The organism is Flavobacterium movens, from assembly GCF_039581425.1.
GTDB classification, from domain to species: domain Bacteria; phylum Bacteroidota; class Bacteroidia; order Flavobacteriales; family Flavobacteriaceae; genus Flavobacterium; species Flavobacterium luteolum.
In genome coordinates, this window is the sequence record NZ_JBCPXY010000002.1 from 195,240 (window position 1) to 209,556 (window position 14,317).

Here is a 14,317-nt window from a genome sequence, read left to right on the forward strand (position 1 = left end):
TTAAAGCCTATAGCTGATTAATGAATTCTGTTGCGGCCAGACCTGCGTTATCGGTTTTCATGAAGTTTTCTCCAATTAGGAAACCTTTGTAGCCGTATGGTTTTAGTTCTTGAATGGCTTCTACTGATGAAATACCGCTTTCTGATACTTTTACAAAATCATTCGGAATTTGAGAAGCTAATTCTTTGCTGAAATCTAAACTTACTTCAAACGTTTTTAGATTTCTGTTATTTACGCCAATCATATCTAAACTTGGCATAATTGATTTTTCTAATTCTTCTTGATTATGGACTTCTAAAAGAACTTCTAAACCTAAGCTTTTTGCAAATTCAGATAATGATTTGATTTCTTCACGCGTTAAAACGGCTGCGATTAATAAAATCAAATCCGCGCCATGTGCTTTTGCTTCAAGGATTTGATATTCGTCTACAATAAATTCTTTTCGCAAAAGCGGAATATTTACTGAAGCTCTTGCTAAAAGTAAATCGTCAAGAGAACCACCGAAATATTTTCCATCAGTTAAAACTGAAATTCCGCAAGCGCCTGCATTTTCATAACCTTTTACTACTTCTTCAACCGTAAAATTATTATTGATAATTGATTTTGAAGGCGAACGGCGTTTGTGTTCAGCAATAATTCCAGAATTGCTTTCTCTCAAATTTTGACTAAGAGAAACAGTTTGTTTTCCAAAAAAGACCGAAGCTTCTAATTGAGAAACCGGAATGATTGATTTCTTTAGAACAACTTCTCGTTTTTTGTCTATTATTATTTTATCTAAAATGTTCATTGTTGTGTTGTTTCATGTTTCATGTTTCATGTTTCAAGATGTAGAACGTTCAAAATAACTTGAAACCTGAAACGGGAAACAAAATTTTATTTACTTAATTCTTGTAATTTCTGTAAAGCTTTTAATCCTTTTCCAGACAATAGACTTTCTTTTGCTAATTCAAATCCTTCCTTTGGAGAACATTTGGTAACGGTTGAAATTGCCATTGCTGCATTTGCACAAACCACATTATTTTGAGCTTCGTTTCCTTTTCCAGAAATGATATTCGTGAAAATTTCTGCTGATTCTTCGATGGTCTTTCCGCCTTCGATTTCTGTTTGAGATAAAAGATGAATGCCAAAATCTTCTGGATTCAACATTCCTTCCATATGGTTGGAAATTGTTTTTGTCGGACCAGTTAATGAAATTTCATCATATCCGTCAAGCGAATGTAGGATGGTAAAATTCACATCGGTATTTTGATACAAATAAGCATACATTCTAGCCAATTCTAAGTTGAAAACTCCAACCAATTGATTTTGTGGGAATGACGGATTTACCATTGGCCCTAACATATTAAAGAATGTCTTTACTGCCAATTCTTTTCTAATTGGGCCAACATTTTTCATTGCTGGGTGAAATAGGGGAGCGTGCAAAACACAGATTCCAGCCTGATCAATACATTTTTCTAAAAATGAAGGATCGTTGCTGAATTTAATTCCCATTTTTTCCATTACGTTGCTTGATCCAGAAATAGATGAAACTCCGTAATTTCCATGTTTTGCTACTTTTATTCCTGCTCCCGCAGATACAAAAGAAGCTAAAGTGGAGATATTGAAAGTGTCTTTTCCGTCACCGCCCGTTCCGCATAAATCGATGGTGTTATAGGCTGATAAATCGACACGAATACATAAATCTAATAAAGCTTCGCGAAAGCCCGAAAGTTCGTCAATTGTAATGCTACGCATCATAAAAACAGTCAAAAATGCCGAAATCTGACTTGGATTGTAGTGACCGCTTGAAATATTAATCAATACTTGTTTTGCTTCTTCTTTAGTAAGAACTTCGTGGTTGATTAATTTATTTAATATAGTTTTCATTTTTTCTTTTAAGTTGCTAAGGTTCTGAGATGCTAAGATTCTAAGTTTTTTACTGAGACTGTAAACTGAGACTGAATACTGTAAACTAACTCTTAATCCAATTCTCTAAAATCCTTTTTCCGTTTGGTGTTAAAACGCTTTCTGGGTGAAATTGAACGCCTCTTACATCATAATTTTTGTGGCGTAAAGACATAATTTGTCCGTTTTCGTCTACCGAAGTTGCTTCTAAATCTTCGGGTAAATTGCTGTCAACAACCCAAGAATGGTATCTTCCTACTTCAAATTCGTTTCCTAAACCTTCAAACAAAATTTCGTCGTCGACTAAAGTCTTTACATTTGTTGCAACGCCGTGATATACTTTGTCAAGGTTGGAAAGCGTTCCGCCAAAAACTTCTCCGATTGCCTGTTGTCCCAAACAAACGCCAAGAATACTTTTTGTTGGACTGTATTTTTCGATTACTGCTTTTAGCAAACCAGCTTCATCTGGAATTCCAGGTCCTGGAGAAAGTAATATTTTCTCGAAACCAGCAATTTCCTCAATATCAAATTCGTCGTTTCTGTAAACAGTAACTTCGCAATCTAAATCTTCTAAATAGTGCACTAAATTGTAAGTGAAACTATCGTAATTGTCTATAACTAAAATCTTTTTCATTGTGTTGTTTTTTGTTTCAAAGTTTCAGGTTTCAAGTTTCAAGTTAAAAGCTACGGTGAACTTGGAACTTGAAACAAGTAAAACTTGAAACTAAATTTTATTTCTCTCGAACGTATTTTTCTACTATAACACGATCTACGCCTAATTTTTCTACTTTTTCTATTCCCTTTTGAATTAAAGTGTCGTTTTGAACTTTTACTACAAATTCAAATTTGTTGTCTTCCCAATCGCGGTTATTGAAAAATTCTAAATGTTCTGTATAAATACTGTCCTTTAAAGTATATTTTCCGCCTCCGCCAAAGAATAATGCTGCTGTTGTATCTTTTCCGTGTTTTAAATCATGATTAAAAAAGGCAAAATGTGTATCGTTAATAATTTTAATCATTTTTGTTTTTGAATTGAAAGTCGAGAATGTTGAATCTTTCTCAGTTGTTTCAGCTGATATAAGACGCCAGGTTCCTTCAATCGGATTTTGTTTTTTTTCTGAATTGCAAGAACTAAGGGTAATGATTAAAACTAAAATTGATACTGCTTTTTTCATAGTTTGTGGTTTTATGGTTTGTTTTTAATTGTTTAAGGTTTCACGTTTCAGGTTTCAAGTTTTACGTTCCAATAACTTGAAACTAAATTTGTTCTGCCATTTCTAGCGCTGTGTTTAAAGCTCTTAATTTGTTGTAAACTTCCTGCATTTCGCTTTCTTCGTCAGAGCTTGCTACAATTCCAGCTCCTGCTTGACAATGCAATTGGTGATTTTTAGAAAGGAAAGTTCGAATCATAATCGCATGATTAAAGTTTCCTTCAAAGTCCATAACTCCGATTGCGCCTCCGTAGAAGTTACGGTTTGTTTTTTCGCATTCTTCTATTAATTGCATGGCTCTGTGTTTTGGTGCGCCGCTTAAAGTTCCTGCTGGAAAAGTATCTGCTACAACTTGCATTGTAGTTGCTTTATCGTGTAAATGTCCTGTAACTTTAGAAACTAAGTGAATTACGTGAGAGAAAAACTGAACTTCTCTGTATTTTTCTACATTTACATCATGTCCGTTTCTGCTTAAATCGTTTCTAGCTAAATCAACCAGCATAACATGTTCGCTGTTTTCTTTTTTATCTTCAGAAAGTTCTTTAGCTAAAAGTGCGTCACGTTCATCATTTCCAGTTCTTTTGAAAGTTCCAGCAATTGGGTGAATTTCAGCTTTTCTATTTTTTACAATAATTTGTGCTTCAGGAGAAGAACCGAATATTTTGAAATCTCCATAATCAAAAAAGAATAAATATGGAGAAGGGTTGATGCTTCTTAAAGCTCTGTAAACATTGAACTCGTCACCTTTGAAACCTTGAGTAAATCGACGAGAAAGAACTAATTGGAAAACATCTCCGCGGTAGCAGTGTTTTTTCGCTAAAGCCACATTTGCTTTAAATTCTTCATCGGTTAAATTAGAGAAACCTTCACCTTCTTTAGAAAATTTATAAGAAGCAATATTTCTAGATTGTAACAATTGCTCGATCTCGGCAATATTGTTTTTATTATCTACACTATGGCAGAAAATATAAGCTTCGTTTTTGAAGTGGTTAATGGCAATAATGTTTTGATATACTGCATAAAAAACGTCTGGAATTGACGTGGCATTATCCTTTTTAGCAATAGAAACTTTCTCAAAATAACGAACAGCATCATAAGAAATGTAACCAAACAAACCGTTATTAATGAATTTAAAATCATTTTTTTCTGATTGAAACTGACTTGAAAATTCCTGAATTACCTGAGGAATATTTGTTGAAGCATCGATCAACGTTTTCTCAGAAGTTCCGTCAGGAAATGTTTTTGAGATTGTTTCATTTTCGATTTTAATTGTAGCGATAGGATTGCAGCAGATATAAGAGAAACTGTTGTCATTTCCGTGATAATCACTACTTTCTAGTAATAAACTATTTGGGAATTTATCTCTGATTTTGAAATAAATGCTTACCGGCGTTACTGTATCTGCCAGAATTTGTTTGTAATGTGTATTAAGAATAAAAGGTTTCAAAATATATAGTTTTATGTTGTTCGTTAATTTGTTTTCAATTGGATCAAAAAAAAAGGGCTTGTCGTGATGACAAGCCCTTTATATTTTTATATTTCTTACAATACCATAGGAAGCTTCGTTCACGACGTCTGACGTAAATTGCTCCACCACCAAGTATTGTTTAAAATTGTTCTCATTTCTTTATTTTGATGTGACAAAGATATAAATGTAATTTTAATTAGAGTACATAAAATTTGAAAAAAAACTTTTCGAATCTGTAAAATTTGTTAAATTTTGATTTGAAACGCTTCTATAACTCCTTAGTTTCCAATTGCTATCGTGTTGTTTACATTTAATCTGAAATCTGGATTTCCTTTGATGTTTGGAAGCGCAAATAACTCGTTAAGTTTCATTTTTGTATATTCTATTCCGTAAGCTGGGTTTCCATAATAGTTTTTTATACCCGGAATATTGCTTCCAGATTCACTTTCAATTTCACCTTGGCAATTATTTGCCACAACGTTTTTAAAAGTGATTTTTGATAGATTGGCTTCACCATTTCCGATATTTCCTTCCAATAAAATGAAAGGAGCAAACCCAGAAACGACACTATTAGTTAAGTTGAAAAAAGTATTTTCTCTAATGTAAGCAGATTCTCTAACCAAACCTTGATTGTTTTCTTCTAAATTAACCAAAGTGATGTTGCTTGCATTAATTTTGGTCATTTTTTTAGTCATATCTGTAGTAGCAACTTTCTCGTATGAATCTACCTCAAAACATCTTGATCCCGAAATATCTGAAGAAAATGGGTGACGAATGGCAATACTGTTTGAGATATTAATTTGGGCACCTTGCGTAAAATCAAAATCGTCGTCTGTTGTTCGGTATGAAACTAAATTACTTAGATTCAAATCTCCGCCGTAACATTCAAAAGAATCATCATTTGAATAACTAATTTGAACATGGCTAACTGTTGTTTTTCTTCCAACGCCAGCAAGAGAAAGACCGTTTAATTCTTTTGATGCGCTTAATTTTCTACCAGCATATTCGATTCTCACATATTTCATAACTCCAGAATTATCTTCTGGATCTTGACCTCCATAATGATTTAAAGTTGGATCTAAATCGAAAGGCAAAGTATGAATGCCTCCTAAAGAATTTATAGGAGCTTTTCCTAAAACAATGATTCCGCCCCAGTCACCAGGTTTTCTGTTATTTATTTCATTTTCAGATGTAAAAACAATTGGGTCAGTTTCTAGTCCTTCGGCCATAATTTTTGCACCATTTGTAATTACTAAAGTTCCGCAGGTTTTATCATCGCCGCGAATAACAGTTCCAGGCTCAATAGTCAAAGTTGCATTGTTTGTAACATACACAACACCAACTAAATGATAGATATTACGCTTTACTAATCGCGTGTCTTTATCAATTGTTCCAGCAATTATATTGGTTGCTTCGCCATAGTCATTAGCAGCCGGTCTAAAGCTTGTCCAGTTGGTCATCCAGTTTGTAGTACCAGTTATTCCTTTTGGCTGTTGCTGAGCTTGTGCGAAAAAGCTGATAATGAAGAGTATGCATGCAATATGTAGTTTTGTTTTCATAACTATGACTTTGATTTCTAGTTTTTGATTTTTTTTAATTGCCCCAAAAATAGAAGCCGTATGTTAATCAAAGTCCTGATACTTATTACGAAAGAGTTATTATATTATTAAGAAGGTTAAGGTTTTGAAAAGTTTTTTTAAAAATAAACCCCGACAGTTTAAAACTGTCGGGGTCTACTGTATTTCTGAATTAGTAAGGCCTAAATATTAGAATTTTAAAGCTACTGTCAATTCGAAATCGTCATTGATGGTTTTGTCTCCTAAGTTTTCGAAGAAGTTACCAGAGTTGTATTTAATATCGTATTTAGTTCTGTCAACTTTGAAAGCTGTTGTAGCAGTGTTTCCTTTTACAGTGATATCAAAAGTTACTGGTTTAGTAATTCCTTTGATAGTTAAATCTGCAGTTACAGTGTAAACGTCAGCAGATTTTGCACCGATAGTTTTGAAAACTAATTTTGAAGTTGGGAATTTGTCAGTTCCGAAGAAATCGTCAGCTTTTAAGTGACCGTTTAATTTTCCTTGGTATTCTCCAGTTAAGTCTGTAGAAGTTAATGAAGTCATGTCAACTGTAAAGTTACCACCAGCTAATTTTTTTCCTTTGAAAATAACAGCACCATCTTTGAAGTTTACAGTTCCAGAGTGCTCTCCAGTTACTTTTTTACCTACCCATTTAATAGTAGATGCTTTTACGTCGATTTTTTTAGTTTGAGCGTTTACTGAAATTCCAGCAGCTGCTACGAATAATGCTATTGCAATAGTTTTTAAATTTTTCATGTTTTTAAAATTAAATTTGAATTTGATTAATAAATAATTATAGTGTGATAAATAATTCCTCGTGTGATTTTCTAACTTTTTTCTGGTGCTGAGATTTGTCGTCATCATGTCTGTAACCTACAGTTGCAATAACTGAAGCGTTTAGGCCTAATTTATCAAAACCTAAGATTTCATTAAATTGAGCCGCATTGAAACCTTCCATAGGAGTTGCATCAATTTTTAATTCAGCAGCAGCGTTTAATAAGTTTCCTAAAGCTAAATACGTTTGTTTTGCAGTCCAGATGTGTTTTGCATCTTCAGATAAATTTGAAATTACATTTTTCATCATATCGCTGAAACCTCCTAAAGCTTCTGCTGGAACACCTCTTACTTCGCTAATGTTGCTAATGTATTTGTCAACAGAACCTGCATCAAGGCTTAAATCATTTGCAAAAATGAATAGGTGAGAAGCATCAGTAATTTGAGTTTGTCCCCAAGCTGCGCCTTTTAATTTTTCTCTCAATTCTTGATTTTCAACAATAATTACTTTGTATGGTTGTAATCCGTATGAAGAAGCACTTAATCTAACGGCTTCTTTTAGTGTATTTAAATCAGCGTCTGATATCTTTTTTGTAGCATCAAATTGTTTGGTTGCGTATCTCCAATTTTGATTTTCTAAGAAATTGCTCATAGTTTTTATTATTTTATTTGTTGGTTCTAAATTTTTCTAATAATTGATTTAAGAAAACTAATTCTTCTGGTTTTAAATTGTCAGCAAATGTGCGCTCATGCTCATCTACTTTTGGATCTAATTCTTTTAAAACGTCTAGTCCTTTTTGGGTAATCAGAACTTCAATTTTTCTTCGATTATCTGGACAGACATTTCTAGTAACAAAATCTTTTAATAATAATTTGTCAACTAATCGTGTTGTATTGCTCGTTTTAGCAAGCATTCGCTCTTGTATCACGCACATATTAGCAGGTTTTCCTTTTTGCCCTCTTAATATACGTAACACATTATATTGTTCTCCAGATAAGTCATACGGTTTAAGCAACTCGTTGAAATGATCCTGAACCACATTTTGCGTGTACATGATATTCAGAATAACTTTTTTCGCATTATCCATCTTAACCGTACTCTTAATAACCTCTTCAATTGTCATAGTCGTAAGTGTATAATTTGTATATACAAATGTATAACTTTTAATAGTTGTATATACAAGTGTTGTGTTAATTTTTTGTTAATCTGTTTAAATGCACTTTTGTAAAGAACTGAATAGAGGTCTTTTAAGGGATAAAAGTAAGCTAATTTTTTGTTGTAATGTATTGATATATTGTTATTTAATGATTTTTTAAAGTCTAAAAATAATTTTAAACTGAAAAATTAGAGAACAACTTTTTTGTAAGATAATTTTAAACTGAAAAACATTCAAAATCAGCTCATTTCACGATTTATTGAAACTCAGACAGCAGAAAACCTTTTGCAATTTGCTTGAAATTGGCAATTTCATTGTTTATCCAAGCTTCATCGTGACTTAATTCTTTGGCAATTACTCTGGCTGTTTTCTCCGAAACTTCAATTGCAGCTCTGGCATCTAAGAATAATAAACGAACTCTTCTTGCCAGTATATCATCAACAGTTCTTGCCATTTCGTAACGAATTGCCCAAACAACTTCTGCCATCGTAAATTCGTGATTAGGATGCAGTTTTTCTTTTAATGCCGCTTCGCTTTCTTGCAACTCGATTATTTTCGAAATATCTGTACCATATATATAGAGGTGATTTTCTCTGTCGACAGAAGTTGTAGGTTGGCTGCCGTGAATTGAAAGATGTTCTGTTGTACAGGTTCTCTTTGGTAATTTGCCTGTTTTGATGGCTTTGTCAATTATATCTTGAGCAATTTTTCGGTAAGTGGTCCATTTTCCTCCTGTAATAGTAATAAGACCAGTTTCTGAAACTATAATTTTATGGCTTCTGGAAACTTCTTTAGTGCTTTTTCCTTCTTCTTTTGGAGCTGCCAATGGACGCAAACCTGCAAAAACAGCTAATACATCTTTTCTTTCTGGTTTTTTTGCCAAGAATCGCTGTGCAGTTTCAAGTACAAATTGAATTTCGCTTTCTAAAGCAATTGGTTCTAAACTTTGTTTCTTTATTAAAGTATCAGTCGTACCAACTACAACTCGATTATGCCAAGGAACTGCAAATAAAACTCTTCCATCTTTTGTTTTCGGAATCATTAAGGAATGATCTCCAGGCAGAAATGATTTATCAAAAACCAAATGAATTCCCTGACTCGGAACAATATATTTTTTATAAACATTATCATTGAGTTTCATAATAGCATTTGTAAAAACTCCTGTAGCATTTATAATAGCAGAACCTTTTAAATCATATTTAATTCCGCTTTCTTGATCCTGAACCTGAACTCCAATTACTTGATTGTTATTATCCTTTAATAAATTAACAACCTTAGTATAATTTAAAACACAAGCTCCGTTTTCTACCGCAGTTTGAGCCAGATTGACAGCAAGACGAGAATCATCAAATTGCCCATCGTGATAAATTACGCCATTTACTAAACCATTTTCTTCTACATTAGGAAGCATTTCAATAGTTTTCTTTTTTGAAAGATATTTTGAACTTCCCAAACTCAGACCGCCAGATAAAAGATCATAGATTTTTAGTCCGATAGTATAAAAGTAACCACTTAACCAATGATAATTCGGAATAATGAAAGATTGGTTTTTTACCAAATGACTTGCGTTTTGTGCCAGTAGTCCTCGTTCTTTTAATGCTTCTCTAACTAAATGTACGTCTCCTTGCGCCAAATAGCGTACTCCGCCATGAACCAGTTTAGTGCTTCGGCTTGAAGTTCCTTTTGCAAAATCTACCGCTTCAAATAAAATGGTTTTATACCCGCGACTTGCCGCATCAATTGCAGTTCCTAGTCCGCTTGCACCTCCGCCAATAATTATTACGTCCCAATTTTCTGTATTTTGTAGTTTTAATAACTGCTCTGAGCGATTCATATTTTTTACGGGACTTTTTGTTTAAAGCAAACTTAACGAAATGAAATTAAAAATTGATGAAGAAAAAAGTTTCAGGCTTCAGGTTTCAAGTTTCAAGTTTCAGGTTTTCGGTAGGCAACGTTAAACAAAAACAAACCCGACAGATTCATAGAACATGTCGGGTTATCAATTGTATATATTGTTTATTTAGCTCAATCGTTTTTCAAATGCTTTTCTTGCAGAGCCTCTAAAATAGACTTCTCCGCAATACGTATATTTTAATCTGTCTAAAATTTTCAACATCGGAGTATTATCGAAGTTTGTGTCTACTTTTATACTGTAAATTTTATTTTCGACAGATAAACCTTCGATGCTCTCAAATAATTTGGTTGCAATCCCTTTTCCTTTTGCCAATTTCGAAACGGCTACACGATGCACAACAGTATAATTGCCATCAGTAAGCCATTTGCCTTCGATATTTTCGTAAGCAGGCTCTTTGTCAAAAATAATAGCTGCATAAGCCAGAATGGATTCGTCTTCTGTAAAAACATATCCATAACCATTTTCGATATCGCTTTTAATAGAAAGCTCGTTCGGATAGCCATCTTGCCACTGCGTGCTTCCGTCTAATCGTCTTTGTTCAATTGCATCTTGCAGTATTTCCCAGATTTGAGGTATTTCTGAAAGATTTGCTTTTCTTAGAGATAGCTTTTCTGTTGTATTCATTTTTTAATGAGGCAATTTATCTTTAATCAAACCATAAACCCAAGTTCCAGCAATGGCGCTAACCAAAGTCACTACAATTACTGTAGCTCCTGTACCAATTTGAGCAAAAAGCGGACCTGGACAAGCTCCAGTAATTGCCCATCCGAAACCGAATAATAAGCCACCGTAAATTTGTCCTTTGCTGAAAGTCTTTGGTTGGATTTCGATTTTTTCGCCATCAAGAGTTTTGATATTGAATTTTTTAATCAATTGTACTGATATTAATCCAACTACGACAGCGCATCCAATTACGCCATACATGTGAAATGACTCTAGATTGAACATTTCCTGAATACGAAACCAGCTGATGATTTCTGCTTTTACGAATACAATTCCGAAAAAGATACCAACAACTAAATACTTAAGATTTCCTAATGCAGTTTCTTTTTTCTGGCTTGCGTTGATTCCTTCGCCGTCTATATTTTTATTTTCTAAATTCATTTTCTAAATTTTAAAGTGAAAGAATATAAGGTAAAATCAAAAGTGCCATTACAAAACCACCAATCATAAAACAAATTGTAGCTACCAATGATGGCCATTGTAAGTTTGATAATCCCATAATCGCGTGTCCGCTTGTGCATCCGCCAGCGTAACGAGTTCCGAAGCCAACTAAAAATCCACCAACAACAATCATGATAAATCCGCGAAGCGTTAATAAACTTTCCCAAGAAAATAATTGTGCAGGAACCAAACCACTATGATCTGTGATTCCGTAAGTTGCTAATTTCTCTGATAATTCAGGAGCAATCTCTATAGGATTTGGATTCGATAAAAAATGAGCAGTGATAAAACCGCCTAGAAATATTCCTAAAACAAAGAATAAATTCCAGCTTTCTTTTTTCCAGTCGTATTTAAAAAATGAAATATTTGCAGGAATACAAGCCGCACAAATATGACGAAGAGAAGAACTAATCCCGAAAGATTTGTTTCCGATAATTAATAAAATTGGAACAGTTAATCCAATCAAAGGGCCTGCTACGTACCAAGGCCATGGTTCTTTTATGATTTCTAACATATTTTTTTAGGTTCTAAGGTACTAAGATTCTAAGGTTCTTTAGATTCTGAGTTGTTAAGTCCCAAAGGTCAAAAATCTTAGAACCTTAGCAACTCAGAACCTTTAATTATTTTAATGTTTTGCTTTGACAAACAAAATCCGATTTAGGAACATTGGTTTTAGAAATTGCACCAAAACCGCCTTCAACTTCAGAGAAATTTCTGAAACCTCTTGCTTGAAGGATAGAGGCAGCAATCATACTTCTGTAACCTCCTGCGCAATGCAGATAAAAATGCTCATTTGGATTAATGTCTTTTACCCAGTCATTAATATAAGCCAGAGGTTTGCTGTAAGCATCGTCAATATGTTCTGCTTCATATTCTGTTTCTTTACGAATATCTATTACTTTGTCTTCGCCAAGTTTAAATTCATTGGCAAATTGCTCCGCTGTAATTCGGTTAACAGTGTCTATTTCGAAACCTGCATTTTGCCAAGCTTCAAAACCGCCTTCCAAATGTCCAATAATCGTATCAAAACCTACACGGCTTAAACGAGTTACCGTTTCTTCTTCCATGCCAGCGGCGGTAACCAATATAATTGGCTGTTTTACATCGGCAATTAGAGTTCCAACCCACGGCGCAAAATCACCATTGATTCCGATATTAATAGACTGCGGAATAAATCCTTTACTGAAATCAGCTGCACTTCTTGTGTCCAGAATTAAAGCACCAGTTTCTTCAGCTACAGCTTCAAAATCTTTTACGTTTATAGCTTTCATTCCGTTGTTTAAAACAGTTTCAAAGCTTTCGTAACCACCTTTGTTCATTGCAACGTTCATGCTGAAATAGGCAGGAGGAGGCAATAAACCGTCAGTTACTTCTTTGATGAATTCTTCTTCGGTCATATTAGCTCGCAAAGCATAATTTGTCGCTTTTTGATTCCCGATAGTAGAAACAGTTTCTTTGCTCATGTTTTTTCCGCAGGCGCTTCCTGCACCGTGCGCAGGATAAACGATTACGTCATCTGCCAAAGTCATGATTTTATCTCTTAACGAATGATATAAAATTCCAGCCAATTGATCTTGCGTCATTCCAGCCGCTTTTTGCGCTAAATCGGGACGTCCAACATCACCAATAAATAAAGTGTCTCCAGAGAAAATGGCATGATCTTTTCCGTTTTCATCAATCAGTAAAAAAGTCGTGCTTTCCATAGTATGTCCTGGAGTATGCAATACTTTAATAGTTATTTTTCCGATTTTAAATTCCTGTCCGTCTTTTGCAGAAATGCAGTCAAATTCGCAGGCAGCATTTGGTCCGTAAACAATTGGAGCTCCTGTTTCTTTGCTTAAATCAACGTGACCCGAAACGAAATCGGCGTGAAAATGCGTTTCAAAAATATATTTTAGTTTAACGCCATCACGCTCTAAACGATCCAGATAAGGCTGAATTTCTCTAAGCGGATCAATAATGGCCGCTTCGCCATTTGAAGTGATATAATATGCACCTTGAGCGAGGCATCCGGTGTAAATTTGTTCTATTTTCATGATAGGTATTGTAAAAATGATGGGATACAAAGGTAACTTTGTTTTTTAAAAAAATAGGTGACTAATGTTACAGAAATTAGGTTTTTGTGTAAAAAAAGCGCAGTTTGCCATATTCGATTGAGATAACTTAATTTTAAGTTGAGCAATTACGCTTTAAGCTTTAATTTTGCGTATGACGAATGTCATTTTAAAACAAAAAAGAAAATGAATACACAGGACTTATTAGATCAAATTGCTTTTATAAAAGAAATTGATAAAGTAAAATACATTCAGCGCAAGACAAAATTATTCAACAGCGATAGATGCGAAAATGATGCAGAACACAGCTGGCATTTGGCCTTGATGGCAATCGTTTTAGCAGAACACTCCAATGAACCCATTGATGTTTTGAAAGTCGTAAAAATGGTTTTAATTCATGATATTGTCGAAATTGACGCTGGCGACGTTTTCATTTATGATACTGTTAAAAGTCATGACAATACAGATGAAGAACGTTTAGCCGCCAAGAGAATTTTTGGTTTGCTTCCAGAAAAACAAGCCGAAGAATTAATTGCTATTTGGGAAGAATTTGAAGCAGGAGAAACCAACGAAGCCAAATTTGCAAGATCAATGGACAGATTAGAGCCTTTGCTGCAAAACACATCAAACAACGGTGGAACTTGGAAGGAGTTTGGAGTGAAATATGATAAAGTCTATGAAAAGAAAAGCGTTATTAAAAATGGTTCAGAATCGATATGGAATTATGCTGAAGGTTTGATTAATGAAAGTGTTCAAAAAGGTATTTTAGAAAAATAACAAAACATAACTCACATAATCAAAATCAAACATAACCTGCGGTTTCAACCGCAGGAAACGTATCGGATATGCATTTTGTTCCCGTGGTTGAAACCACGGGCTATATTTGATCACGTAAATCTACATGCAATCCTGTAATTTCGACGAAGGAGACTCGAGCGATAGCGAACAGGCGAAGCAAATCTTCACAAGTAACTCCGCAACGAGAAGCCATTCTTTGTCGAGCTTCTTGTGGAGATTTCTCTCTTCGTTCGAAATGACAAACTGTACCTAACGCAAAAAATGACAAGTGTCATTTTCACCCTTTAAATTGTTGAAAAGTTTAACAAATATCGG

15 protein-coding genes are annotated in these 14,317 nt (G+C 34.2%); 1 reads left to right on the plus strand and 14 read right to left on the minus strand.

Annotated elements, in window-relative coordinates; genetic code table 11:
- Positions 1–7: 7 nt before the first annotated feature.
- The 14 genes from trpC to AAYQ05_RS04405 all read right to left on the minus strand — a co-directional run bounded on the left by trpC (position 8) and on the right by AAYQ05_RS04405 (position 13,186).
- Complete coding sequence (gene trpC / locus AAYQ05_RS04340) at positions 8–787, minus strand: indole-3-glycerol phosphate synthase TrpC (protein WP_343541366.1); 780 nt, start codon at positions 785–787, stop codon at positions 8–10.
- Positions 788–873: 86 nt separating this feature from the next.
- The gene (gene trpD, locus AAYQ05_RS04345; RefSeq protein ID WP_343541367.1) at positions 874–1,866 is read right to left on the minus strand and encodes an anthranilate phosphoribosyltransferase; all 993 of its coding nucleotides are present in this window, start codon (positions 1,864–1,866) and stop codon (positions 874–876) included.
- Positions 1,867–1,951: 85 nt separating this feature from the next.
- The gene (locus AAYQ05_RS04350; RefSeq protein WP_274253953.1) at positions 1,952–2,518 is read right to left on the minus strand and encodes an anthranilate synthase component II; all 567 of its coding nucleotides are present in this window, start codon (positions 2,516–2,518) and stop codon (positions 1,952–1,954) included.
- A 97-nt stretch (positions 2,519–2,615) separates the two neighbouring features.
- A complete protein-coding gene (locus tag AAYQ05_RS04355; RefSeq protein WP_343541370.1) occupies positions 2,616–3,059 on the minus strand; it encodes a hypothetical protein in 444 nt (147 codons plus the stop codon).
- An 82-nt stretch (positions 3,060–3,141) separates the two neighbouring features.
- A complete protein-coding gene (locus AAYQ05_RS04360; protein ID WP_281633537.1) occupies positions 3,142–4,542 on the minus strand; it encodes an anthranilate synthase component I family protein in 1,401 nt (466 codons plus the stop codon).
- A 299-nt stretch (positions 4,543–4,841) separates the two neighbouring features.
- Complete coding sequence (locus AAYQ05_RS04365; protein ID WP_343541373.1) at positions 4,842–6,122, minus strand: beta-helix domain-containing protein; 1,281 nt, start codon at positions 6,120–6,122, stop codon at positions 4,842–4,844.
- A gap of 207 nt (positions 6,123–6,329) precedes the next feature.
- Entirely contained in the window at positions 6,330–6,896 is a 567-nt protein-coding gene (locus AAYQ05_RS04370) for a YceI family protein (RefSeq protein WP_281633535.1), read from the minus strand.
- A 37-nt stretch (positions 6,897–6,933) separates the two neighbouring features.
- Complete coding sequence (locus tag AAYQ05_RS04375; RefSeq protein WP_343541375.1) at positions 6,934–7,566, minus strand: NAD(P)H-dependent oxidoreductase; 633 nt, start codon at positions 7,564–7,566, stop codon at positions 6,934–6,936.
- A 13-nt stretch (positions 7,567–7,579) separates the two neighbouring features.
- Positions 7,580–8,038, minus strand: coding sequence for a MarR family winged helix-turn-helix transcriptional regulator (locus AAYQ05_RS04380; protein WP_343541377.1), 459 nt, complete (start codon positions 8,036–8,038; stop codon positions 7,580–7,582).
- Positions 8,039–8,327: 289 nt separating this feature from the next.
- Positions 8,328–9,905, minus strand: coding sequence for a glycerol-3-phosphate dehydrogenase/oxidase (locus tag AAYQ05_RS04385; protein ID WP_343541378.1), 1,578 nt, complete (start codon positions 9,903–9,905; stop codon positions 8,328–8,330).
- A gap of 186 nt (positions 9,906–10,091) precedes the next feature.
- The gene (locus AAYQ05_RS04390; RefSeq protein WP_343541380.1) at positions 10,092–10,610 is read right to left on the minus strand and encodes a GNAT family N-acetyltransferase; all 519 of its coding nucleotides are present in this window, start codon (positions 10,608–10,610) and stop codon (positions 10,092–10,094) included.
- 3 nt (positions 10,611–10,613) lie between these two features.
- Complete coding sequence (locus tag AAYQ05_RS04395) at positions 10,614–11,090, minus strand: DUF6691 family protein (RefSeq protein WP_343541382.1); 477 nt, start codon at positions 11,088–11,090, stop codon at positions 10,614–10,616.
- 10 nt (positions 11,091–11,100) lie between these two features.
- Complete coding sequence (locus AAYQ05_RS04400) at positions 11,101–11,664, minus strand: YeeE/YedE family protein (RefSeq protein WP_343541385.1); 564 nt, start codon at positions 11,662–11,664, stop codon at positions 11,101–11,103.
- 106 nt (positions 11,665–11,770) lie between these two features.
- Positions 11,771–13,186, minus strand: coding sequence for an MBL fold metallo-hydrolase (locus AAYQ05_RS04405; protein WP_343541387.1), 1,416 nt, complete (start codon positions 13,184–13,186; stop codon positions 11,771–11,773).
- A 204-nt stretch (positions 13,187–13,390) separates the two neighbouring features.
- On the opposite strand from AAYQ05_RS04405, the gene AAYQ05_RS04410 reads away from it, so the two are divergent.
- Positions 13,391–13,981 (plus strand): HD domain-containing protein, encoded by a 591-nt coding sequence (locus AAYQ05_RS04410; protein ID WP_343541388.1) that lies wholly within the window; start codon positions 13,391–13,393, stop codon positions 13,979–13,981.
- Positions 13,982–14,317 lie beyond the last annotated feature (336 nt).

Bases quoted from the DNA above. Each gene is read 5' to 3' on its own strand.
- AAYQ05_RS04375 (WP_343541375.1), bottom strand. From the start codon at position 7,566: ATGAGCAATTTCTTAGAAAATCAAAATTGGAGATACGCAACCAAACAA.
- AAYQ05_RS04410 (WP_343541388.1), top strand. From the start codon at position 13,391: ATGAATACACAGGACTTATTAGATCAAATTGCTTTTATAAAAGAAATT.
- AAYQ05_RS04385 (WP_343541378.1), bottom strand. From the start codon at position 9,905: ATGAATCGCTCAGAGCAGTTATTAAAACTACAAAATACAGAAAATTGG.
- AAYQ05_RS04350 (WP_274253953.1), bottom strand. From the start codon at position 2,518: ATGAAAAAGATTTTAGTTATAGACAATTACGATAGTTTCACTTACAAT.
- AAYQ05_RS04355 (WP_343541370.1), bottom strand. From the start codon at position 3,059: ATGAAAAAAGCAGTATCAATTTTAGTTTTAATCATTACCCTTAGTTCT.
- AAYQ05_RS04395 (WP_343541382.1), bottom strand. From the start codon at position 11,090: ATGAATTTAGAAAATAAAAATATAGACGGCGAAGGAATCAACGCAAGC.
- AAYQ05_RS04405 (WP_343541387.1), bottom strand. From the start codon at position 13,186: ATGAAAATAGAACAAATTTACACCGGATGCCTCGCTCAAGGTGCATAT.
- AAYQ05_RS04370 (WP_281633535.1), bottom strand. From the start codon at position 6,896: ATGAAAAATTTAAAAACTATTGCAATAGCATTATTCGTAGCAGCTGCT.
- AAYQ05_RS04400 (WP_343541385.1), bottom strand. From the start codon at position 11,664: ATGTTAGAAATCATAAAAGAACCATGGCCTTGGTACGTAGCAGGCCCT.
- AAYQ05_RS04380 (WP_343541377.1), bottom strand. From the start codon at position 8,038: ATGACAATTGAAGAGGTTATTAAGAGTACGGTTAAGATGGATAATGCG.
- trpD (WP_343541367.1), bottom strand. From the start codon at position 1,866: ATGAAAACTATATTAAATAAATTAATCAACCACGAAGTTCTTACTAAA.
- AAYQ05_RS04390 (WP_343541380.1), bottom strand. From the start codon at position 10,610: ATGAATACAACAGAAAAGCTATCTCTAAGAAAAGCAAATCTTTCAGAA.
- trpC (WP_343541366.1), bottom strand. From the start codon at position 787: ATGAACATTTTAGATAAAATAATAATAGACAAAAAACGAGAAGTTGTT.
- AAYQ05_RS04365 (WP_343541373.1), bottom strand. From the start codon at position 6,122: ATGAAAACAAAACTACATATTGCATGCATACTCTTCATTATCAGCTTT.